20 protein-coding genes are annotated in these 22623 nt (G+C 27.0%); 14 read left to right on the top strand and 6 right to left on the bottom strand.

Features of this window, described 5'->3' with window-relative positions:
• Positions 1 to 49: 49 nt before the first annotated feature.
• Both Q0H31_RS05725 and Q0H31_RS05720 read right to left on the bottom strand, forming a co-directional pair.
• Positions 50 to 409 (bottom strand): hypothetical protein, encoded by a 360-nt coding sequence (locus Q0H31_RS05725; RefSeq protein WP_295296271.1) that lies wholly within the window; start codon positions 407 to 409, stop codon positions 50 to 52.
• A 25-nt stretch (positions 410 to 434) separates the two neighbouring features.
• Positions 435 to 767, bottom strand: a complete 333-nt coding sequence (locus tag Q0H31_RS05720; protein ID WP_295296270.1) for a hypothetical protein — start codon at positions 765 to 767, stop codon at positions 435 to 437.
• A gap of 136 nt (positions 768 to 903) precedes the next feature.
• Between Q0H31_RS05720 and pepF the strand changes: the two genes are divergently transcribed.
• From pepF to rplT, 9 genes are all read left to right on the top strand, one after another.
• A complete protein-coding gene (pepF, locus tag Q0H31_RS05715; RefSeq protein WP_295296269.1) occupies positions 904 to 2724 on the top strand; it encodes an oligoendopeptidase F in 1821 nt (606 codons plus the stop codon).
• Between the two features lie 9 nt (positions 2725 to 2733).
• Positions 2734 to 4482 (top strand): HTH domain-containing protein, encoded by a 1749-nt coding sequence (locus Q0H31_RS05710; RefSeq protein WP_295296268.1) that lies wholly within the window; start codon positions 2734 to 2736, stop codon positions 4480 to 4482.
• A gap of 112 nt (positions 4483 to 4594) precedes the next feature.
• Entirely contained in the window at positions 4595 to 6130 is a 1536-nt protein-coding gene (malX, locus tag Q0H31_RS05705; RefSeq protein ID WP_295296267.1) for a maltose/glucose-specific PTS transporter subunit IIBC, read from the top strand.
• 94 nt (positions 6131 to 6224) lie between these two features.
• Positions 6225 to 7406 (top strand): MalY/PatB family protein, encoded by a 1182-nt coding sequence (locus tag Q0H31_RS05700; RefSeq protein WP_295296266.1) that lies wholly within the window; start codon positions 6225 to 6227, stop codon positions 7404 to 7406.
• A 169-nt stretch (positions 7407 to 7575) separates the two neighbouring features.
• The gene (locus Q0H31_RS05695; RefSeq protein ID WP_295296265.1) at positions 7576 to 7962 is read left to right on the top strand and encodes a hypothetical protein; all 387 of its coding nucleotides are present in this window, start codon (positions 7576 to 7578) and stop codon (positions 7960 to 7962) included.
• 194 nt (positions 7963 to 8156) lie between these two features.
• Positions 8157 to 10088, top strand: coding sequence for a threonine--tRNA ligase (gene thrS, locus Q0H31_RS05690; protein ID WP_295296264.1), 1932 nt, complete (start codon positions 8157 to 8159; stop codon positions 10086 to 10088).
• Positions 10089 to 10100: 12 nt separating this feature from the next.
• A complete protein-coding gene (infC, locus tag Q0H31_RS05685) occupies positions 10101 to 10691 on the top strand; it encodes a translation initiation factor IF-3 (RefSeq protein WP_295296263.1) in 591 nt (196 codons plus the stop codon).
• Positions 10692 to 10787: 96 nt separating this feature from the next.
• Complete coding sequence (rpmI, locus tag Q0H31_RS05680) at positions 10788 to 10991, top strand: 50S ribosomal protein L35 (protein WP_101503749.1); 204 nt, start codon at positions 10788 to 10790, stop codon at positions 10989 to 10991.
• 18 nt (positions 10992 to 11009) lie between these two features.
• On the top strand, positions 11010 to 11363 hold the full coding sequence (rplT, locus tag Q0H31_RS05675) for a 50S ribosomal protein L20 (protein WP_013243468.1): 354 nt from the start codon (positions 11010 to 11012) through the stop codon (positions 11361 to 11363).
• Between the two features lie 149 nt (positions 11364 to 11512).
• Here rplT and Q0H31_RS05670 read toward each other — a convergent pair whose 3' ends face one another.
• Together Q0H31_RS05670 and Q0H31_RS05665 are read right to left on the bottom strand one after the other, a co-directional pair.
• The gene (locus tag Q0H31_RS05670; protein ID WP_295296262.1) at positions 11513 to 13828 is read right to left on the bottom strand and encodes a ribonucleoside-diphosphate reductase subunit alpha; all 2316 of its coding nucleotides are present in this window, start codon (positions 13826 to 13828) and stop codon (positions 11513 to 11515) included.
• A 17-nt stretch (positions 13829 to 13845) separates the two neighbouring features.
• A complete protein-coding gene (locus tag Q0H31_RS05665; protein ID WP_295296261.1) occupies positions 13846 to 14925 on the bottom strand; it encodes a ribonucleotide-diphosphate reductase subunit beta in 1080 nt (359 codons plus the stop codon).
• A 208-nt stretch (positions 14926 to 15133) separates the two neighbouring features.
• On the opposite strand from Q0H31_RS05665, the gene Q0H31_RS05660 reads away from it, so the two are divergent.
• From Q0H31_RS05660 to Q0H31_RS05640, 5 genes are read left to right on the top strand one after another with little or no spacing between them, the layout of a single operon-like run.
• Complete coding sequence (locus Q0H31_RS05660; protein ID WP_295296260.1) at positions 15134 to 16618, top strand: hypothetical protein; 1485 nt, start codon at positions 15134 to 15136, stop codon at positions 16616 to 16618.
• Positions 16619 to 16643: 25 nt separating this feature from the next.
• Positions 16644 to 17534: a patatin-like phospholipase family protein gene (locus tag Q0H31_RS05655; RefSeq protein WP_295296259.1), complete on the top strand. Its 891-nt coding sequence runs from the start codon at positions 16644 to 16646 to the stop codon at positions 17532 to 17534.
• Positions 17535 to 17551: 17 nt separating this feature from the next.
• The gene (locus tag Q0H31_RS05650) at positions 17552 to 18142 is read left to right on the top strand and encodes a histidine phosphatase family protein (protein ID WP_295296258.1); all 591 of its coding nucleotides are present in this window, start codon (positions 17552 to 17554) and stop codon (positions 18140 to 18142) included.
• A 19-nt stretch (positions 18143 to 18161) separates the two neighbouring features.
• Positions 18162 to 19139: a cobalamin biosynthesis protein gene (locus Q0H31_RS05645; protein ID WP_295296257.1), complete on the top strand. Its 978-nt coding sequence runs from the start codon at positions 18162 to 18164 to the stop codon at positions 19137 to 19139.
• A gap of 39 nt (positions 19140 to 19178) precedes the next feature.
• Positions 19179 to 19688: a nitroreductase family protein gene (locus Q0H31_RS05640; protein WP_295296256.1), complete on the top strand. Its 510-nt coding sequence runs from the start codon at positions 19179 to 19181 to the stop codon at positions 19686 to 19688.
• Positions 19689 to 19867: 179 nt separating this feature from the next.
• Here Q0H31_RS05640 and recN read toward each other — a convergent pair whose 3' ends face one another.
• Complete coding sequence (recN, locus tag Q0H31_RS05635) at positions 19868 to 21595, bottom strand: DNA repair protein RecN (RefSeq protein WP_295296255.1); 1728 nt, start codon at positions 21593 to 21595, stop codon at positions 19868 to 19870.
• Between the two features lie 2 nt (positions 21596 to 21597).
• The gene (locus Q0H31_RS05630; protein WP_295296254.1) at positions 21598 to 22470 is read right to left on the bottom strand and encodes an NAD(+)/NADH kinase; all 873 of its coding nucleotides are present in this window, start codon (positions 22468 to 22470) and stop codon (positions 21598 to 21600) included.
• Positions 22471 to 22623: the final 153 nt, after the last annotated feature.

The following is a 22623-nucleotide window of genomic DNA, read 5'->3' as shown; positions in this document are numbered from 1 at the left end:
TTTAATACCATTTTTCATGATTAGCTGATAAAGAATGCTAAAACTTTTCTTATTCTATTTTTAGCACCCTCTTTACAATATCAATATTTTCTATAATAAAACTAACAGAATTAAATATATAATATGATGTAAATATTATAAAAAATATAAAAACAGCTCTTTTTATAATAGTTTTTGATTTACTATCTTTATCTTCAGTCCAGAATAATTCGATTATATCTTTTCTTTTTCTTCTTTTTAATTTTTTATTTTCTTGTTTTAAATCCTTTTTATTTTCTTCTTTCTTTTTTGGAATTAATCTAAATAGCAAAGATACTACTATATAAATTAAGCACATAAATATTATAAAATTAAATATTAGATAAAAAGTCATAATTTGTTCTATATTGCTAAAGTTTAAAGTATCCATTATAAATCTCCTTATGTTATCATTTTTAAAAAGAGCATGCTATAGTTTGTTTATTTTTTATATCTGTATATTCTGCCTTCCAATAATGAGGGTCATTAATTTCTATATACTTTGTATTTTTAGTATATTTTATTATTTTTTCAATAAAAGGTTTATTTAGAAAAATATATAAATGTTTTTCATCTCCAAAACCGCCAACAGATATTTCTCTTATTCCATTTCCAGCTTTTAACTCGCTGTACAATATTTTTTCTAATTCATTATTTAATTTATGCAAATTATTATTTTTTATAATTTTATTTAATTTAGTGATTTGTCCTTTGATTGTTTTTTCATTAACAATAATATATTGTTCCAAAATAATATTTCCAAAATAAATATTTTATACTATTATATATTTATTTCTTATTTTGTAAAACGCTATATTATGTTATAATTTACAAATATAGGTTTTAATATGTTTTTATAAAAAAATATTAAGGAGTGAATATTATATGAGCAATGAAAATAAATCAAATACTTTAATAGAAAGAAAAGATGTGAAAATAGAAGATACTTGGGATTTAAGTTTATTATATAAAAATGATGAAGAGTTTGAAAAAGATTTTAAATCAATGGAAGATTTTTCAAAGGAAGTAAGTAAGTTTAAAGGAAAATTATCTAACTCAGCTTCTGAATTAAAAAATATATTAGACACTATAATGAAAGCTTCTATAATATTAGAAAAGTTAGGTTCTTATGCATTCTTAAAACAAACAGAAGATTTAACTAATAATGATTCTAATATAAAAGTGGCAAGATTCTCAAAACTTTCTTCAGAGATATCTGCTAATATGAGCTATTTTGAGCCTGAATTAATGAGTATTGATGATGAAAAGATTAATAGCTTTTTGAAAGACGAGGTGTTAAAAGATTATTTAATCTATTTGAGAAATATATTAAAATACAAACCTCACACATTGTCTGAGAAAGAGGAGAGAATATTAGCTCTTCAAGGAGAATTAGCATCAACTGCTTCAAATGTATTCGATACTTTAAATGACTCCGATTTAGACTTTGGTGAATTAGAACATAACGGCACAAAAACTCCTTTAACTCATGCAACATTCTCAAGTTTTCAAGAAAGCCATGACAGAGAAATAAGAAAAAACAGCTACAATAAATTTTATAAAGAATATGATAAACATAAAAACACATTAGCAGAACTTTATGCAAGCCAAATAAAACAAGATATATTTGATTCGAGAGTAAGAAATTATAATAGTGTACGCGAGATGGAATTATTTGCTGATGATATACCTGTGAGTGTTTATGACAGTTTGATTGAAAGTGTGCATAATGCTTTACCTGCACTTCATAGCTACTACGAATATTGTGCTAACAAATTAGGTATTAACGACTTTAGACAATATGATAAATATGCCCCAGTGGTAAAAGATGTTAAGTTATATCATACGTTCGACGAGGCAATAGATGTTTTAAATAAAGCTCTATCACCACTGGGTGAAGAATATGTATCAACTCTCACAAAAGGTCTTAATTCAAGATGGGTTGATAAATATGAGAATAAAGGAAAAACAAGCGGTGCATTTTCAGCTGGCTGTTATGTATCAGAGCCTTATATACTTATGAACTTCAGAAACGAAAGCATTGAATCAGTATTTACTTTAGCTCATGAGGCAGGACATAGTATGCATAGCTATTACAGCAGAAAAAATAACCCTTTCCAGCATCATGATTACACTATATTTGAAGCTGAAGTTGCATCCACTTTCAATGAAAAACTTTTATTTAATTATCTTATGCAAAATGAAAGCAAAAAAGAAGTTAAGGCATTTTTACTCAATAAAGATATAAACGGATTTGTTGCTACAGTGTTTAGACAAACCATGTTCGCAGAGTTTGAACATATAATTCACAAAGAAGCAGAAGAAGGCAACCCTACAACATTAGAGCTTATAAGAAATGTTTATAAAGATTTACTTAAAAAATATTTTGGAGAGAAATCGGTTCTTGAAGAGACAAGCGATTTGGAGGCTTTGAGAATACCTCATTTTTATCGTTCGTTTTATGTTTATAAATATGCTACAGGTATGTCTGCTGCTGTTGCTTTATCTAATGGGGTACTTGAAGGCAATGCTAAAGGCGACTACACAAATAGAGACAATTATTTAAAATTCTTAAGAAGCGGAGGAAGCAGGACTCCTATAGAGAATCTAAAAGTTGCTGGCGTTGATATGACTAAGCCTGAAGTAGTGGAGAGTGCTTTGAAATTGTTTGCTAAAGAGGTAGAAGAATTAAAAGCGTTAAATTAATTATAAAATATGAGTTTAACTAAAGTTTATTTGGATATATTAACAGAAATTAATAATAATCCAATATCCATAAATATATTAGTAGAAAAGTATAAAATTACTACTAGGGCTGTAAGATATTATATTGATAATATTAACTATTATTTGAAAAAATATTCAATGCCTGAAATATATATAAAAAATGGAAAACTCTATTTTTGTATAGATGATAATACCTTGATTTCTTTTATTGATAAAATACCTATAAGAGAATATTTATTATCTCAGGAGGAAAGAAAACAATATATTTTATTTAATTTTCTTTTTAAAAATAATGTAACTATATCAAGATTGGAAAGATTTTTAAATGTAAGCAGAACTACAATTAAAAATGATATTAATGATTTAAAAAAGTATCTTAATAATTTTGATTTATATTTTTATTTGGATATTAATAAAATAATATTGGGCGGCAATGAAAAGAAATTAAGGCATTTAAAATTTTTGAATATGCTTCAGTATGTTAGTATAGAATCAAATGAAGTTAATTATATAAAAGCAGTGTATCCAAATGAAAAAATGGAACTATCTATATTAAAAGAATATATTAGCAAAATAGATATTAATGTTATAAATGATATAATAGTTGAAGTGGAAAAGAAATTTAAATCAGAATTTTCTAATAAATTCAAAAATATAATGTCTATATATTTAATAGCTACATTAGAAAGAATAAAAACTAATCATATAATAAATAAAAAAAATAATGCCGATTTTTTAATTAAGCTTCCTGAATACAAAAAAATACAATATATATTTAATCATTTTTTATTGACTAGAGATAATAATAAAAATTATAAATATGAAATACTTCATTTAACTGAATATTTTATAAGCGAATATTATAATGAACATTTCTATGAAAATAAAATAATATCAGAAAAATTTATATTAAAAATCTTAGAATGTATGAATATTCCAATAGAGGAAGAACTTGTAAATGAGCTTATCAGATATCTTTTACCAGCAATATATAGAATTAAAAATAATTTTTGTATAGATGATAAGTTGGATTTTTATAATTTAGATATTAGTATATTTAATAAAGTTAAATTATGTGTAAATGATAATATGTCGTATTTGCAGGAACCTTTAAGAGAAGAAGAAATTTATTATATATCTAAAATTATAGAGAAGTATATTTATCCTTATGATAAAATTTCATTAAAAGAACTCATAAAAATAATAGATAAAAATTATAATAGTAAAGAAATTTTAATAGAAAAAATAAAAAAGAAATTTTCAAAATTTATTTATAATGATATAAAAGATGTTTATGATATTTCAAAAATTTTAAAAAGAAAAAATATTCATATTCTAAAAAATAATATAAATATTCAAAATATTCTAAATAATTTTTTAGCTGATAAATATATTAATAATAAAGATATTGACTTGTTTGCTAATATATTAAATAAATTTGGACAATATTTTTTTATAAAAGAAAAAGTCTTTCTCATTAGTAACATGTATACAAATATAAATAGTTGTGAAAATACATCTTCTGTGCATTTAATTGTATGTGATAAGCCAATTATAATAAACGATAAAGAAGCTAACATTTTATTCTTTATAATAGCTAATAATAAAACAGAACATTTACAAATGGTATCTCAAATAATGAAAATTGCTGAAGATGATATATTAATAAATGACATAATAAATCAAAAATCATCTGAAAATATTATACTAGTAATAGAAAAATATTATAACAAATAAACTATACAAAAAAATTCAAAAAAAAGTGAAATATTATTTATATTGATTTTTTATATTTTGCATGCTAAACATAAATAACATATTAATAAATTAAAGTGTTGAGGTATCTAATATGAATAAGAAAGTTAATTTTTGGGAATTTTTCCAAGGATTAGGAAAAACATTTATGCTTCCTGTTTCTTTACTTGCAGCATGCGGTATTATGCTTGGTATAGGAAGTTCATTTTCTAGTTCTGTAACTGCGGAAGTTTTGCCATTTTTAAAAACACCTATTATAAAAGTATTTTTTGAATTTATGGCAACAATAGGTTCTTTTGCATTTTCAAATCTTCCAGCAATGTTTGCAATAGCTATTCCATTAGGACTTGCAAGAGATGATAAAGGTGTTGCAGCATTTTCAGGATATGTAGGATTTGTTATATCTTGCTTATCTGTTAATTTCTTATTAAGAGCTACAGGCACTTTAGCATCAGCAGAAGATATGAAAGAAGCAGGCCAGGCTATGGTAATGGGTATACAAAGTATAGATATTGGTGTATTAGGCGGTATATTAATAGGTATTATAGTAGCTAAAATACATAATCAATTTCATGAAATCAAACTTCCTGATGCATTGGCATTCTTCGGCGGTGCTCGATTTGTGCCTATTGCTACTTCTGTGATAGTTGGTGTAATAAGTTTATTAATACCTTTTATATGGCCTACTTTCAATAAATTAATCATAGGTGTTGGTAATTTAATAGGGAAAGCTGGTATTTTCGGACCATTCTTATTTGGTACAGGAGAAGGATTATTAAGACCTTTCGGACTTCACCATATACTTGTTGCTATGATTAGATTTACTTCAGCAGGAGGTGATGCTGTTATTAATGGAGAAACTGTATCAGGTGCTTTAACTATATTCTATAAAGAGTTTGCAAATGGTATTTTAGATCCTAATGTAACGAGATTTTTATCACAAGGAAAAATGCCTTCATATTTATTCGGACTTCCTGCAGTAGCACTTGCTATGTATCATACTGCAAGACCAGAAAATAAAAATAAAATTAAAGGTTTATTAACATCTGGTGTAATAGCTTGTATGATAGGAGGAATTACTGAACCTTTAGAGTTTATATTCTTATTTATATCTCCTGTGCTTTATATATTCCATTGTATAATGGTTGGACTTGGATTTATGACTATGGGTATATTAAAGGTTGCTATAGGAAATACTGATGGAAATTTAATTGATTTCATAGTATTCGGAGTATTACAAGGTACTAGAACTAATTGGTATTTAGTGCCTGTTGTAGGCGTTGTATGGTTTGCTATATATTATTTCGTATTCAAATTTGCTATATTAAAGTTTGATTTGAAAACTCCTGGAAGAGAGATTATTGCTGAAGGCGATAGTGTAAAACTTGGTGGGTATGATGCTGAAAGAATGTTAAAAGCTATTGGAGGCAAAGAAAATATAGTTTCACTTGACAACTGTATTACTAGACTTAGATTAGTTGTTAAAGATATGGGTGTAATAAATGAAGAAGAAATAAAAGCAACTGGTGCTATAGCTATAGTAAAATTAGATGAAACAAATCTTCAAATAATTATAGGACATCAAGTACATGTTGTTAAAAATAAATTAGATAAACTTATAAAAAGCTAAATTAAAAATAAAATATATTTGCTGCATAATTAAAACTTATTAATCGATTATGTAGCAATATAATTTAATTAAATATTTATAATGAGGAAACATCATGGATTTTGATACTATTATAAACAGAAAAGGAACTTATTGTACTCAATGGGATTATATAAAAGATAGATTTGGTGTTAATGATCTTTTGCCGTTTACTATATCAGATATGGATTTAGCTTCTCCTGATGAAATAATAGAATCTTTAATAAATAGAGTAAATCATAAAATATTTGGCTACAGCAGATGGAATCATGATGATTTTAAAAATTCAATAGAATTATGGTATAAAAAAAGATTTAATTTTGATATCAATAAAGATGACATAGTATATAGTCCTAGTGTTATATATGCCGTATCAAATTTTATAAGAATGAAATCTAATATTAATGATAATGTATTAATATTAACTCCAGCTTATGACGGATTTTTTAAGACTATTAAAGCCAATAATAGAAATATAATATCTTCTTCATTAAAAAAATCTGATCCAAAGTATGAAGTAGATTTTAATGATTTTGAAGATAAATGTAAAATATCAAAAGTTTTTGTATTTTGTTCGCCTCATAATCCTGTTGGAAAAGTTTGGGATATTGAAGAATTAAAAAAGATAATAGATATTTGTAAGAAATATAATGTTTATATAATATCTGATGAAATACATATGGATATAGTATATAATAAAAAACATATTCCTATATTTGCAGTTTCTGATTATGATAATATGGTTTTATGTACTTCTGCTTCGAAAACTTTTAATATTCCTGCTTTAGGAGGTTCTTATCTTTTTATAAAAAATAAGAATGACAGAGACGAATTTTTAAAAATATTAAAAGAAAGAGATGCATTATCTTCTCCTCCTATATTAGGTATAATAGCAACTATTACTGCTTATAACAATTGCGATTATTGGCTTAATGAACTTTTAAAATATATAAATAATAATATAAAATATATAATTGATTATTTAAATAAAAATATTCCTATATTAAAATGTGATATGCCAGACGGAGCATATTTTGCATGGATAGACTATTCTAAACTAAATATAACAGAAGAAGTTTTTCAAAAATATTTAATAGAGATAGGTAAAGTTGCAATAATGAGTGGTTCAACATATGGTATAGAAGGAAAAACTTTTCTTAGAATTAATTGTGCTTGTTCAATAAATAAAATAAAAGATTGTATGAATAGAATAAATAAAACAATAGAATATATGAAATCAAATAATATAATAAAATGATAATATATTAACTATTTATTAGAATGTTAATATATTTTAAGGCTGGCATTGTTTTGTATGTGTCGGTCTTTTATTTTTTATATAATATTGTTTTTGATAATTGACTTATAGGCAAGTACATGTTACAATTTTAAATGTATTTAATTGATTTTAGATTAAAGAGGTATTTATGATGAAAATAAAAACTTTTATTATTTTATTTATTTTTTGTACTGCCTTTTTATATGGAGAGATAGATATTTATGAGCCTTCTCAATCACCAACTGTAAAATACAGGTTATTTAGAACAGCAAATATATGGACTTTTTTAAAATTAGAAACTACAACAGGCAGAATATGGATAGTTCAATACGATATAAAAGGTGATAATCGTTTTTCTGTAGAATTAAATACGGTTGATCTTTCAGGAGGAAAAGAAAAAAGCCTTGGCAGATTTACTTTATATCCTACTTCTAATATTTATACATTTATTTTACTTGATCAAATTTATGGTAATACTTGGCAGGTGCAGTGGAGTTTTGAAGAAGAGACTAGATTTGTTATACCTATTGATTAGTTTTACAAAAAAATATTTCTATTCAATTATAAAATACTCTAATTGTTTTTATATAAAAAATATTACTTTATTCTAATAAATCAAAAAAATTAAATATATTATTCTAATTGACTATAAAACAGAATATGTTATAATATTTCAAATTATTTGCATATTATTGTAAATAATAAGTATCAATTCAAAGAGGTGTTATAATGTCAAAAATTAATTATTTAGGACAGTCTTATGACTTGTCCAACGGAGAGTCTTTATTAGACTTCCTTAAACAAAACGCAAAAAAAGATTCCAAAGATGCAGTAGCAGCAAAGTTTAATGGAACACAAGTTGACCTTACATATATGCCTGAAACAGACGGCGATTTAGAATTGATACTTAACACCACCGAAGAGGGGCTTGAAATATTAAGACACTCTACAAGCCACCTAATGGCTCAGGCAGTTAGAAGACTTTATCCTAATACTCAGGTTACTATAGGACCAGCTATTAAAGACGGTTTTTATTATGACTTTGATGCTGAGAAACCTTTTACAGAAGAGGATTTACCAAAAATAGAAGATGAAATGAGAAAAATTGTAAAAGAAAATATTCCTGTAGTAAGAAAAGTAATGAAAAAAGATGAAGCTATAGAATATTTCAAGAAAGCAAATGAACCTTATAAAGTTGAAATTATAGAAGGTATAGATGCAGATACTGTATCATTCTATGAACAAGGCGATTTTATAGACCTTTGCAGAGGGCCGCATGTACCTTCAACAGGCTATATAAAGTCTTATAAACTTATGTCTGTTGCAGGAAGCTATTGGAGAGGCGACTCAAACAACAAAATGCTTTCTCGTATATATGGTACTGCTTTTGAAAGTAAAGAAGCATTAGATAAATACCTTAAAAAGCTTAAAGAGGCAAAAGAGAGGGACCATAGAAAATTAGGTAAAGAATTAAACTTATTTAGTTTCCATGATGAAGGTCCCGGTTTTCCTTTCTGGCATCCTAACGGCATGATTATTTATAAGGCAGTTGAATCATATATAAGAAATGAAAATGATAAACGCGGATATGTTGAGATAAAAACTCCTGCTATACTTAATGAAGAATTATGGCATAGAAGCGGACACTGGGATAACTATAAAGAAAATATGTATTTTACAGAAATTGATGACACTAAATATGCTGTAAAACCTATGAACTGCCCAGGCGGTTTGATTGTTTATAATTCTAATATACATAGTTATAGAGATTTGCCTTTAAGGGTTGCTGAGCTTGGTTTTGTGCATAGACATGAGCTTTCTGGTGCTTTGCATGGACTATTTAGAGTAAGAGCTTTCACTCAAGATGATGCTCATATATTCTGTACAGAAGAGCAATTAGGCGATGAGATTATTAATACTATAGAATATTATTTATCTGTATATAAAGACTTTGGTTTTAAGGACTTTGAAATATTTGTTTCTACAAGACCAGCAAAATCAATAGGAAGCGATGAGATTTGGGAGCTTGCTACTAAATCTTTAATGAATGCTTTGGATAAACTTGGCATAAGCTATAAAGTTAATGAAGGCGATGGAGCTTTCTATGGTCCTAAAATAGACTTTAATATTAAAGATGTTCTTGACAGAAACTGGCAATGCGGTACTTTACAAGTTGACTTCTCACTTCCTATGAGATTTGAAATTAGCTATGAGGGTAAAGACGGTAAAAAACATACTCCTGTAATGCTTCACAGGGCTATACTTGGTTCAATGGAGCGTTTTATAGGTATATTGGTAGAGCATTATAATGGTAAGTTTCCATTGTGGTTATCTCCTATACAAGTGGCTGTTGTTAACGTTCTTAATGAAAAGCCTCAAATTGATAGGGTTCATGAAGTAGCTAAAAAGTTAAAAGAGGCCGGTTTCAGAGTAGAAATAGATGAAAGTAATGATAATTTAGGTACTAAGATAAAAAAATATCGCTTGCAAAGAACTCCATATACAGTTATAATAGGAGCAGAGGAAGTTTCTAATGGTAAATTATCTATTAGAACACGTTCTTCGCAAGAAATAAAAGATATGGATTTAACTGAGTTTATGGAAAAACTACAGAAAGAATCTAAGGAGAGAATGAATGATTCTATATTTACTACTAAATGAGGTAGATAAATAATGGCAACAGTAAAAAAAGAAGGAGAGAGAATTAATCAATTTATTACTGCACCAGAAGTAAGAGTAGTGCATGATAAAAGAGGAAGCCTTGGTATTATGAGCATAAAAGATGCTTTAGCATTAGCCAAGGAAGAGGGTTCAGATTTAGTTGAGATAGTTCCTACAGCAGAGCCTCCTGTTTGTAAGATTATCAATTATGGTAAGTATAAATTTGATATTCAAAAGAAGAGTAAAGAAGCTAAGAAAAAACAAAAATTAGTTCAGCTTAAAGAAATCAAGATGCGTCCTCAAATAAGCATACATGATTATAACTTTAAAATGAAGCATATTCGTGAGTTCTTAGGCGAAGGCAACAAGGTAAAAATAACTATAATGTTTAGAGGCCGTGAAATGGCACATACAGAATTTGGTTATGACCTTATTAATAAAATTATACAAGATTTGGAAAATGAAGCTTCTACAGAAAAGCCTGCTAAATTAGAAGGTAAAAATCTTTCTGCAGTGCTTAATCCAATGAAAATGAAAAAAACTTCTTCTTCTGAAGATGAAGAAACTACTCAGAAAGAAATTTTTGATGATACTGAAGAGTAGTATACAATAATTTTAATTAAGCCCACTAACTACTTCGTACTTATCATACGGGTAGATTGAGCATATAGTAAATATAATTTTAAAGGATATTAGTTTATGAAACAAAAGTTAAAAACAAAAAGCGGTGCTAAAAAACGTTTTAGATTTTCTAAGACTGGTAAAGTAAAGTTCGCTCATGCATTTGGTAGCCACAAATTCTTAAGCAAAAGACCTGACACTAAAAGAAAGTATCGTAAAGCTAAAATTGCTGATGATACTAATATGTTAGAGATGCCAAGATTAATGCCTTATGGCAGATAATACTAAAAGGAGACTAAAATGAGAGCAGTTAGCGGAATAGTAAGAAAGAAAAAAGTTAAAAAAATATTAAAAATGGCTAAGGGTTATTATGGTTCTCATAGCAAGCAAACTAAGCAAGCTAAAGAGGCTGTAATAAGAGGCTTAAAATATGCTTATCGTGACAGAAGACAGAAAAAGAGAATGATGAGAAGATTATGGACTCTTCGTATCAATGCAGCATGCAGACCTTTGGGTATATCTTACAGTAAGTTTATTAATGGTCTTAAAAAAGCTAATGTTTTAATAGATAGAAAAGCTTTATCTAATTTAGCTATTGACGATTACAAAGCGTTTGAGGCTGTTGTTGAAGTAGCTAAAAAAGCACTTGCTTAAAATAAATAAAGAATTAAAAAATATTTACAATATGTACCCGCTGTAATCTTGAAAAAGGTTATAGCGGTTTTTTTATGATAATTATATTAAAAAATAAAGCCCCATAATTATATTATAGGGCTTTTATTTATTGTTGATTATCCTAATTATTAAGTACAAGACTCACAAACTTCTTCAAGCTCAAAATTAGATTTAGGTGTTTTCATATAATAAAGCGTTTTAAGTCCCAAATCCATAGCGTACTGAATATCGTCCCATAACTCTTTAGCAGAATCCGGTTTTACATAATAAAGATTTAAAGATTGTGATTGGTCTATATATCTTTGTCTTATGGCAGCAAGTTCTATTATAGTTTTTGCTGGTATATCCCAACATCTTTCATAATATTCTCTATTCTTTTTCAAATTTGGTGCTAAACTTGGAAGAGTTTGTATTCCCTCTTCTACGAAAAATAAATCTACTATAGGCTCTATACTTTCTGTTGCAGATACACTTTTTCCAGAAGTGGCAGTCGGTGCTATTGCTCCATGGAATGAAAATCTTACACCATAATTTTTTATATTCTCTGCAAGCTTGTCCCATTTATCCATATCTATATCAAATTTTAAATTAGAGCTTTTATTTAAAAGTGAAATATGCACAGGGGTTTTACCTTCTCTCCATTTAGATTCATTAAATGTTTTGTAAGGTCCCCTCTCTTTTGATAATATATTAGAAGCTTCATATATATGATAATATAAATCTTCAAATACTTTATTTGTAAACTCTAATGCTTCTTTATCAGTATATTTTAATTTGTTTGATGCTAATAAATTGGCATAATTAATAACCCCTATACCAATAGGTCTATTTTTTTTGTTTGCAATCTCTCCTTCTTTTACAGGATAAAATTGACTGTCTATAATATTATCGCATCCTCTTAAAAGAGTATAGCAAAATGATTTCTTCTTCTCTTCGCTAAAATTAACCCAAGACATTAAGTTTACAGACACCAAATTACATATGCCAATTTCACCGCTTTTTTTTCTTTGTATTATCTCATAACTTCCATCTTCATTAACAACATATTTCTCTTCTATTATTTTTGAAGGGAAAGAAGGAATAACTATCTCCTGACAAAGATTAGAAGCCCCTACAAATTTATTAACCATATTCTGTTCATTAATATTATCTACAAATGTAAGGTATAAGTTTCCAGTCTCCTGTCTTACTTTTAATATTTGAAATAATAAATCCTTTGCCTTAATTCTCTTTTTTCTAATAGAAGTTTTACTCTCATAATACATATAAGCTACATCAAATTTTGCTCCAAACTCTTCATTAAGGAGCGGAGTTTCTTTAGGGTCAAATAATGTAATATATTCATCTTTATTAACACGCTCTCTCAATATATTACTTATTCTAATAGAGTAAACTAATTTCCTTGCCCTAGTATCTTCTGTTCCTCCTGCATCTTTAAGCATAATAAGGTCTAATACATCTAAATGCCACCAAGGAAAAGTAACAACACAAGCACCCTTTCTCACCCCACCCTGATTGAATGATGATATTGTCTGCTCTGTTCTCTTTATAAAAGGTACAGGTCCGTCAGAACGCCCTCTGTTGCTTTGTATCGTAGAGCCAGATGCCCTTATATATGATGCATCATAAGCTATACCACCTGAAAACTTTGAGTATAATGCCATGTTTCCATCTGTTTGATTTAAACTCCAAGTATCATCGTCTGGGGTGTTTAATATACAGCTTGCAAGCTGAGGTCTTATAGACATGCTATTTGCTATTCTTGGTGTGGCAAATGTTACTTCATGTTTAGAAAGCATATCATATGTTCTTTTTATATATTTTAATCTCTCTGACTTTGTTTTTTCAACTATATCTTTATTGCTTCCCTTATAAAAATCATCATAAAAAGAAAACATAGCTGCAACCATATATGTAATCTGGGGGAGTTCTAACTTTTTGCTCCCTATATTTTTACAATACTTTCTATAAAATATAGCAAGACCTTTATATGTAAAGAGTAAATCTCTGTCTGGAACTATCATAGAGTTAATTTTATCAAGCTCTTTATCTGAGAATAATGATACTATATTTTTATCGTATACTTTATGTTTAACGCCTTTTTTTAAAAAAGTCTTTATATGAGGATAGCTTCCTGTCTTTTTTAATTTGCATGTTTCTTTATATATCTTCATAAGATACAATTTTTCTGCTATAGTATCATAAGAAGGATATAATGGACTTATTTTATTTACAGCTGTATTTATTAGCTCATCATATAGAACTTCTATTTTCATTCTATCATTTATTTTTATATTTAGCCCTTCTAATAGTGCATTGGTAAAGCCTTCTTTGCCGTCTGTAGCCCAGTTAATAACTTTTTTTAATTTTTCTTCATTAAATGGTTCTTCTCTTCCGTCTCTTTTGATAATAATATGCTTTTTATCTTTAGTAAGTTCTATCATAATAAATTAACCCTGTATTATAAATCGTTTTTTAATGCACCTTTTTGATATGAGGTGTTTGTTGTCTCTTGAAGTGCTGCATTTTGTTTATTAATATCTCTGTATGCATTAAACCAATCTATAATATCAGATTTTGGCTCTTTTAAATATTCTGTATCTACTCCTAAATCTTTTAATCTCACACCAGCCCAATACTTAATGAAATGTTCACTTACAGAAGAGTTTATGCCTGCAACTTCTTTTCCGTCAAATAAATATTTAGCCCATTTTATCTCTTCATTAACAGTAAACTCAGTCATTTCTTTAGCCATATCATTATACCAACCGCTGTCAAAAAGCTCTTTAAAGCCTTGATTAGCATCTTTTCTTAATATTCCTATAACATTTTTACCTGTTGGTACATGTGTATTAAGCTCATCATGTGCTATTAATTTAATAGTTTTTGTAAAACCAGTAATTGCATCGTTATAGCTATTGTTTATTGTAAAAGTTACTAAAAATGAAAATGGAAACTTTACACTTTCAAGTAAATATATACCAGTTAAAAGCTTTAATACAGCCTTTTTTTTCTCTTCAAGAGTAGCACCGCTGTTTTCTATATTACATAAATCATCTACACAAGCAAAAAGCTCAACTTCCTTTTCCATTCTATGCTTTACAAACTCATCATTATAAACCAAATCCAAAGTTTCAGTAGCCAAATGCCCAAAAACCTCAGAAAGCCCATAAGAATAACTTTCAGCATGTATAACTTCCTCTATAGCTATCCTTGAATAAAGAATAGACCATATAGAGCTTGTAACTATTCTGTTTAATATTGATGAAAATCCGCTTGTAACACCGCTGTCCATTAGAGTTTGATATGCTATATTAAGCTTAAAAGCCCTCTGAGCATCTTCTGGAAGAGAAGAAAATCTTGTTTTATCAGACTTATAATCAACTTCCTTTGAAAACCATGTGTTTCCTTCACTGGCCTCTTTTAATTTTCTTGCAATTTCATGGCTTACAGAATCTATTCTTATGTAATGCCCAAAATCTCCAAAAAATATTCTTTCATTTTCAAGATTAGGTTTTTTTTCTATATCTATTACTTTCATTAATTCTATACCCCTCTTTCTTATATTTGTTGTTGTTTTATTATAATTTTACTTAAAAAATTGTCAAATTCATTTTCAGCAAATTCATTTTAAATTATGCTAAAAAATAAATAATAACTCCCCTCTACTCTTAAAAAATTATATGTATTATAGTTTATTGTGAAAAAATTATAAAAATAGTATAATAAAAGCACTTTAAGGAGTATACATGAATTTAACTATTCCCTATGAAAACAAAATAAAAGAATCTGATAAAAAAATAATAGAAGAATATATAGAAAATAATGTAGAAGAATATAAAAACAATTATGCTAAACTAACAGAACTTACAATGGATGCTGTATCATCGTTGAGTGCTTCCAAATCCAGAACACAATTCATTGCTAATCAGGGATTTATTAAAAATATATTAAACACAATTACAGGACAAAACAGAAAAATAAGATATGAAATTGATTATAATTACTCTATAGTAAAAAATGCCTCCATTAAAATGATAGAAACTTTGGCAAGACAAAATAAAATAACTTATGAGGGAATAATATATTTAAATAATAAACTCAATAGTATAGAAAAAGATATAGATGAAGAATTAATAGCAGTATGTAAAAATGTAAAAGAATCATTTAATGTTTTATTAAATAAAATAGATGAGCAATCAAGCAGAATAGATAATATAGAGAAAAAGGTTCAGTTATTAGAGTTCAAAGCGGCTAAAAATATATTGGAGTATAATGGATTAAAATATATTGAGATGGATAATATAGAGAGATTAATATGCTTATCTAATGACTTGTATCATAGCATAACTTCAAATAATAAAAAAGATAATTTTGTATTTAAAGATAATATTTTTATGATTAAGTCTATATTGTTTGATTTTGATATCAAGTTAGATGAAAGTATATGTTTGAAAGATTTTTATTTTAAATTAATAGATAAACCTTATTTAATAGATAAATTATTTTCTGCTATTGATATTAATAATGATGTAGCTCAAATATTTATTCCTATACTTGGTGCTGTAAAAAAATTAGAAAAATTAAATGGCGAAGAAAGTTATATAGTATCTTCTATATTAGAGAAACTTACTTCTTCAAACATAGAAGCTAATATAACAGATATAAAATTTGATTTAATAAAAGAGTATGGAAAAAATATTTCAAATTTCAATTATGAAACAACTATTAATAATTATGAGCTTATAGTTTTAATAATGAATGAATTAAAAATAATATCAACAAAAACAGAAACTCCTGCTATAAGTTTAGAAAATAGCTTAGAGTTAATAAAGAAGTATTATGCTTCAAAACAGTATTTAAAAGTTATATCAGAGAGCAACAAAATAAAAGATAATAATGAAGAGATTTTAAATATAAAGATAGATTCTATATATAAAATACTAATAAAAGAAGTATCTAAAACTAAAAATTATAAAGAAATTGCAAAGATATATTTGATGAAAAGTGAATATGATAAATCTATGAAATATTTAAATAAGTATTTTGAAGAGCATTCTAATAATAAAGAATTGTATAGATATAAAAACAGATTAAAAGAATTGTATGAGAAAACAAAAAAATATCAGGATAAAATATCTAAACAAATAGATAAAACTAAAGATGATAATAAAAAGGAGTATTTAGATTTTTTGAATGATTTTTGGGGACTTTATTTAAGTAAGATTAAATAGAGTTTATAATTATTTGGAGAGGATAATGAATAAATTAGGATTAGTTTTAGGAGGCGGAGGCGGACTTGGAAGCTATGAGATAGGCGTATGGAAGGCTTTGAGGGAATATAATATTGATAAACAGATAAAGGCTATATCTGGGGCTTCTGTTGGTGTGTTAAATGCATGTTTAATGGCGCAGAATGATTACACTATAGCAGAGCATATTTGGACTAATGAAATAGAAGATAAGATATTATCTAAAAAAAAGATAGACAATAGGAATAAAAGCATATCAGCAAACGGAATATTTACTAGAGAAGGACTTCTTGAAATTATAGATAAATATTTAAATATAGAAGTTGTATCAAATTGTGAATATCCAATATATGCGGCGGCAGTGAATTTACAGAGCATTGATGTTGAGTATTTTAAGCTAAATGGAAAGAGTGTAAAAGAGATAAAAGAGATAATGATGGCTACGAGTGCTATACCAATAATATTTGGAAGGCAGAAGATTAATGGAGTTAATTATATTGACGGGGGGGTTGAGTTTTTAAATGGAAACAATTTGCCTCTTACTCCTTTATATGAATATGGGTGCGATGAGATTATAGTTGTTAATTTGTATAGAGATGCTATAGTAGAGAAATCCGAAACTTGTAAAGTTTATGAGATAGTGCCTAATAAAGATATAGGCACTTTTACTAATGGTGGATTAGATTTTAGTTTAGATGGTGCTATGTATAGAATAGAAAGAGGATATGTTGATACTATGGAAATATTGAAAGCAGTATTTGAGTTTAAAAGTATGGAAGATGAAGTAAATTACATGAGTGATAAGATTAAAGATTATAATATAAAAAGTTATAATGACAGAAACAGATTAAAAAATGAATTATATAGTGCTATAGATGATTTGAAAATAGATAATTAAAAAATATGGAGCAGAAAATGAAAATTTTATTTATAAGACATGGTGAGACAAAAAATAATGCTGAACATAAATGGCTTGGCTCTACAGATGTTTCACTTTGGCAGGAAGGTATAGATGCTTTATTAAAGAATAAAAGCATGGTAGATAAATATAAGCCTTTTGAGAAAGTATATTCAAGCCCTATGAAAAGATGTATTGAAACGGCTAAGATATATTTTGATGATATGAGTTTTGAAATTATTAAAGATTTGAGAGAGAGAAGTTTTGGGGATTTTGAAGGTATGACTCATAATGAACTTAAAGATAATCCTTATTATAAAGAGTTTGCTAAGACTCGTTGGAGAAGTGAAATACCTAATGGAGAGCTGTCTGATAATTTTTTTAATAGGGTTTACAATGTATATTTAAATATAATAGAAGATATGAAAAAAAATAATTTAAATTACACAGCGGTAGTAACTCATGGCGGAATAATTATGACTATATTAGATAAATATAATGTAGAAAAACTTCCATTCTATGATTATCTTTTACCTAATGGTTGCGGATATCTTACCGAAATTATAGAAAATAATAATTTAAAAATAATAGATAAAATTTTATTATAAATAACGGAATTTAATTTTTATGCAAACTTTATTAATACTTCCTATATCATTTCTTTTAAATATTTTTGTATATAGGTTTAAAATCGACATATTTAAATATATAAAGATTCCAATAGAAAAATTGCAATATTTATTAAAAGACAAAGTTTATAAAAATAATGAAACATTAGAGTTTATTTTAGGAATAATAGTATCTTTAATAATTCTATCTATCTCTTTTGTTATAACATATTTTTTGTTTTATTTTTTATATAAAGTTCATTTTTTACTTGGAATAATAGAGCTTATAGCAGCATATATTATTATAGGAATAAGAAAGCCTTTTGAAGTCAGCTCTTCAATATATTCTTCTGTTAAATATGTTAACTTAGACGAGGCAAAGAATATTTTAAAAGAGAATACTAATATAGATGTTAATGATATTGATAGAGAAAATATTATTAAAAAGACTATAGAATATTCTTCTATTAGTGTGGGAGAAGATTATATATATACTTCTATTTTCTTTCTTTTAGGAGGGATACCTCTTTGTTTCATGTATAAAATATTATGCATGCTTTCTGATATATCATCAGATAATGATGTTGCTATTGATGAAAATAGAGCTAAAGATAAATATGGTATGTTTAACATTAATTTTGCATACTATATTAATATGATACCTTCCATATTTGCATTTTTATCATATACTATAGCAGATTTTCTTTTTGGGTATGATATAAAAAAGGTTTTTAGAGTTTTTAAGAGAGATGGAAATGATAATAAGGCTAGGCTTGAATGTGCTGTTGCGGGTGCTTTGGATATAGAGCTTGGAGGAGAATATTTTAAATGTTCTGAGATTTATGATAGAATTTTAGTTGGAGATGCTATTAATAAATTAGAATCCAGCAATATAGTATTAGCTAACAAGATATTAATTATGGGCGCTATAGTTTCTTTAATTATATTAATTGTTTTAAAACTATTATTTATGTTGTTTGGTGCTATAATATTTTAATAAATTATTTCTTTAATTATTTATATGGGGGGATTTTTCATGCAAGAAGATATTTTATTTACAAGAAGAAGTATAAGAAAATATATTAAAGACAAGGCAGTTGAAAAAGAAAAGATAGAGTATATATTAAAAGCTGCTATGTATGCTCCTTCTGCGAACAATAAAAGAAATTGGGAGTTTATAGTTATAGAGAAGAGAGAGACATTAGATAAAATAGCTGATGTTCACCCTTATGCCAAAATGCTATATACTGCAACTTTGGCTGTTATAGTATGCGGTGATTTATCTGATGAATCTGGAAAACTTTATTGGCAGCAAAACTGTTCTGCAGCAATAGAAAATTTAATGCTCGCTTGTAAGGCAAAAGATTTGGGAAGTGTATGGCTTGGAGTGGCTCCTCGTGAAGAGAGAATGAATGATATTATAAAATTGTTTAATTTACCGGAGCATATAAAACCTCTTGGAATAGTTGCTGTGGGTTATCCTGACGGCGAAGTAACTATGCCTGATAGATTTGAACCGAACAAAATTCATTATGAGGCTTATTAATTTTAATTATTTGATTATTTTATGAGGATTTATTTCCTCAATTTTATATTTTTATAATATGCATTAAATATATTAAAAATAAAATGCAGTTCTTTTGGTTCTTTTATACCAATAAAAGAACTGGGGGTGCGGGGGCTAGTCCCCGCAAATAATTAAAATATAAAAATTTTTACTGTATATTAAAATAAGCCCGATGACTTTTTGGCATGTTCCAACAATTCTTCTGCATGCTTTATGCTTGCATCTGTTATTTCTTTGCCTGTTATCATTCTTGCTATTTCATTTACTTTATTGGAATCATTTAACTCTTCTATTGTTGAAGTAACCACATCATCTTTTTCATTTTTTATTACTTTAAAATGATTATTAGCATATATTGCGATTTGTGCTAAGTGAGTAATGCTTAATATTTGTTTTTGTTTTGATAAAGCAGCAATTTTCTCTCCTATTACTTCTGCAATCCTTCCTCCAACACCAACATCTATTTCATCAAACACGCAAGTCTCGCAATAATCTCCGTTAGAAAGCACGCTTTTTAATGAAAGCATAATTCTTGATATCTCTCCTCCAGAAGCAATCTTTCTTAATGGCTGAAACATAGCCTGCTTATTTGGTGCTATTATAAATTCTATATTGTCTACACCATTAGAATTTGCTTTTAAGTTTGTGCCGTCTATATTAAGTATGCCATCTTCATCATCTTCATCATATGTAATCTCAACATCAAATTTGGTAGAAGTCATTCCTAAATCGCACATCTCTTTTTCTATAGCATTTATAAAAACATCTTTTTTTGACTTTCTTATATCAGAAATCTCTTTTGCTAATATTGATGTTTTTGCTCTTATGCTTTCTATTTCCTCTTTTAATTTTAATATATCTTCTTCAGAGAAATTAAGAGACTCTAATTTTTCTTTAGCCTCTTTTGCATAATTAATAATTTCTTTTATATTGTTTCCATATTTCTTTTTTAATGTGTTTATAAAGAAAAGTCTTTCATTTAGAGCTTGTAATTCTTCTGGGTCAAATTTAGCTTTTGCTCTTATTTCACTAAATACTGTTTTTATATCTTCAAGGTTTAATGATATGGCTTCTATTTGTGATGCTAAATCTGAAAGCCTATCATCATATTGAGAAATTGATTGTAATGTGTTAATGCTTCTTGTAAGTTTTAAATAAGCACCAGATTCATTTCCAAATATATCTTTATTTATAACAGATAAAGCAGAGGCTATATTTTCTGCATTAGACATCATTGCTATATCATTTTTTATCTCTTCATCTTCATTATATTTTAAGTTTGCCTTTTCTATTTCTTCTATAGCATATTCTAAAAAAGATTTCTCTTTTAATATTGTATTTTTATTTTGTGATATTTCATTATATTGTTTTATTAGCTTTGTAAGTTTGTTATAATTATCTCTATAAACTTGCAGCTTGTCTTCAATATTTAGATAAGCATCATAAAAATTAATATGATTTGCCACATTAAAAAGCGACTGATGTTCATGCTGCCCATGTATATCTACTATTAAATCTCCTAACTCTTTTAACTCTGCCACACGCACACCAATGTTGTTTATAAAAGAGCGGCTTTTACCATCTTTAGTAATTTCTCTTTTTATATTAAGTTCATTACCTGTAATTTCTATATTCCATTCTTTTAATTTACTTTTTACTATATTTAATGATGATTGCAAAAAGAAAGTTCCTATTACGGTTAGCCTGTCTCCATTTAAGCCCACCATTCTCGTAGAGCCTTTTTCTCCTGTAATTAATTCTAAAGCACTAATTATAATACTCTTTCCAGCTCCTGTTTCACCTGTTAAAACATTAAATCCGTTTTCAAAATTGATTTTTACTTTATCTATTAATACAAAATTTCTAATATCTAAATATTTAAGCATTACTATATGCCCCAATTAAGTTTGTTTCTAAGTATATCATAAAATAGTCTATTTGCACTTTGAAATATATAACAATTCTTATCGCTTATGCTTGCCTTTACAGTATCAGTTTTTCCAAATTTATATATATCATAACCGTCTATTGTTATCATACCTTTTTTTGACTTTTGAGAAAGCTTTATTTCTACATTGTCTCCTTTAGGTATAACAAGCGGTCTAAATGTGAGAGAATGCGGTGCTATAGGCACAAAAGACATAGCATCTATTGTAGGAACAATTATTGGACCTCCTGCACTTAAAGCATAGGCAGTTGAACCTGTAGGAGTAGCTACAACAACACCGTCTCCTATTATAGATGATACCTTCTTCCCAGATATGTTTATATCCATATATAGAGTTCTTCCGTCTAATTTGCATAACGCAAGTTCATTTATTGCTAAATATTTTTTTGTAGTTTTTGATGTTTTTATTTCTATATCTAAAAGTGTCCTAGGTTCTATTTCATATAATGTCTTTTTGCCATTAAAATATTCTTCTATAATAAGATATGCTTCTTCCGGAGGAATTTCCGAAATAAAACCTAATGTGCCGTTATAAATAGGCAAAACAGATATATTATATTTTATAGCTATTTTTAATGCTGATAATAAAGTGCCGTCTCCTCCTATGGATATAAGCATCGACACATTTTTTAATGTTCTTATTGCTTTATTAATGTTATTATAAGATGATATATCATAATCTATAAGTATGGCGTCTACATTATATTTATTTATAATACTTTTTATTTTTTTTACTATACTATCCGTATTATTTCTGCTTTTGTTTATTATGATACCTATTAATTTCTTTTCTATATTATTACTTTTTTTCATCTTACTTTTCTTAGACAAATAGTTTTGATTGAAATATTATATAAAACTTTTACTAATATATCAAGTAAAATAAAAATATATAATTGTTTAGGAGCCATACATATTGCACGTTTTTTAGTTTAAAAAAAGCAGGTATTCCTTATAATTTAATTA

This window comes from uncultured Brachyspira sp., from assembly GCF_934747485.1.
GTDB lineage: Bacteria > Spirochaetota > Brachyspiria > Brachyspirales > Brachyspiraceae > Brachyspira.
Note: the sequence above shows the minus strand (reverse complement) of the source record. Positions and strands in the feature narration are given on the sequence as shown.

What these genes read in the sequence shown, in the direction of transcription:
- Q0H31_RS05655 (WP_295296259.1), top strand. Translation starts at nt 16,644, where the DNA reads ATGAATAAATTAGGATTAGTTTTAGGAGGCGGAGGCGGACTTGGAAGC.
- Q0H31_RS05640 (WP_295296256.1), top strand. Translation starts at nt 19,179, where the DNA reads ATGCAAGAAGATATTTTATTTACAAGAAGAAGTATAAGAAAATATATT.
- Q0H31_RS05650 (WP_295296258.1), top strand. Translation starts at nt 17,552, where the DNA reads ATGAAAATTTTATTTATAAGACATGGTGAGACAAAAAATAATGCTGAA.
- Q0H31_RS05695 (WP_295296265.1), top strand. Translation starts at nt 7,576, where the DNA reads ATGATGAAAATAAAAACTTTTATTATTTTATTTATTTTTTGTACTGCC.
- Q0H31_RS05670 (WP_295296262.1), bottom strand. Translation starts at nt 13,828, where the DNA reads ATGATAGAACTTACTAAAGATAAAAAGCATATTATTATCAAAAGAGAC.
- Q0H31_RS05630 (WP_295296254.1), bottom strand. Translation starts at nt 22,470, where the DNA reads ATGAAAAAAAGTAATAATATAGAAAAGAAATTAATAGGTATCATAATA.
- infC (WP_295296263.1), top strand. Translation starts at nt 10,101, where the DNA reads ATGGCAACAGTAAAAAAAGAAGGAGAGAGAATTAATCAATTTATTACT.
- Q0H31_RS05645 (WP_295296257.1), top strand. Translation starts at nt 18,162, where the DNA reads ATGCAAACTTTATTAATACTTCCTATATCATTTCTTTTAAATATTTTT.
- thrS (WP_295296264.1), top strand. Translation starts at nt 8,157, where the DNA reads ATGTCAAAAATTAATTATTTAGGACAGTCTTATGACTTGTCCAACGGA.
- pepF (WP_295296269.1), top strand. Translation starts at nt 904, where the DNA reads ATGAGCAATGAAAATAAATCAAATACTTTAATAGAAAGAAAAGATGTG.
- Q0H31_RS05665 (WP_295296261.1), bottom strand. Translation starts at nt 14,925, where the DNA reads ATGAAAGTAATAGATATAGAAAAAAAACCTAATCTTGAAAATGAAAGA.
- Q0H31_RS05710 (WP_295296268.1), top strand. Translation starts at nt 2,734, where the DNA reads ATGAGTTTAACTAAAGTTTATTTGGATATATTAACAGAAATTAATAAT.
- Q0H31_RS05725 (WP_295296271.1), bottom strand. Translation starts at nt 409, where the DNA reads ATGGATACTTTAAACTTTAGCAATATAGAACAAATTATGACTTTTTAT.
- recN (WP_295296255.1), bottom strand. Translation starts at nt 21,595, where the DNA reads ATGCTTAAATATTTAGATATTAGAAATTTTGTATTAATAGATAAAGTA.
- rpmI (WP_101503749.1), top strand. Translation starts at nt 10,788, where the DNA reads ATGAAACAAAAGTTAAAAACAAAAAGCGGTGCTAAAAAACGTTTTAGA.
- Q0H31_RS05700 (WP_295296266.1), top strand. Translation starts at nt 6,225, where the DNA reads ATGGATTTTGATACTATTATAAACAGAAAAGGAACTTATTGTACTCAA.
- rplT (WP_013243468.1), top strand. Translation starts at nt 11,010, where the DNA reads ATGAGAGCAGTTAGCGGAATAGTAAGAAAGAAAAAAGTTAAAAAAATA.
- malX (WP_295296267.1), top strand. Translation starts at nt 4,595, where the DNA reads ATGAATAAGAAAGTTAATTTTTGGGAATTTTTCCAAGGATTAGGAAAA.
- Q0H31_RS05660 (WP_295296260.1), top strand. Translation starts at nt 15,134, where the DNA reads ATGAATTTAACTATTCCCTATGAAAACAAAATAAAAGAATCTGATAAA.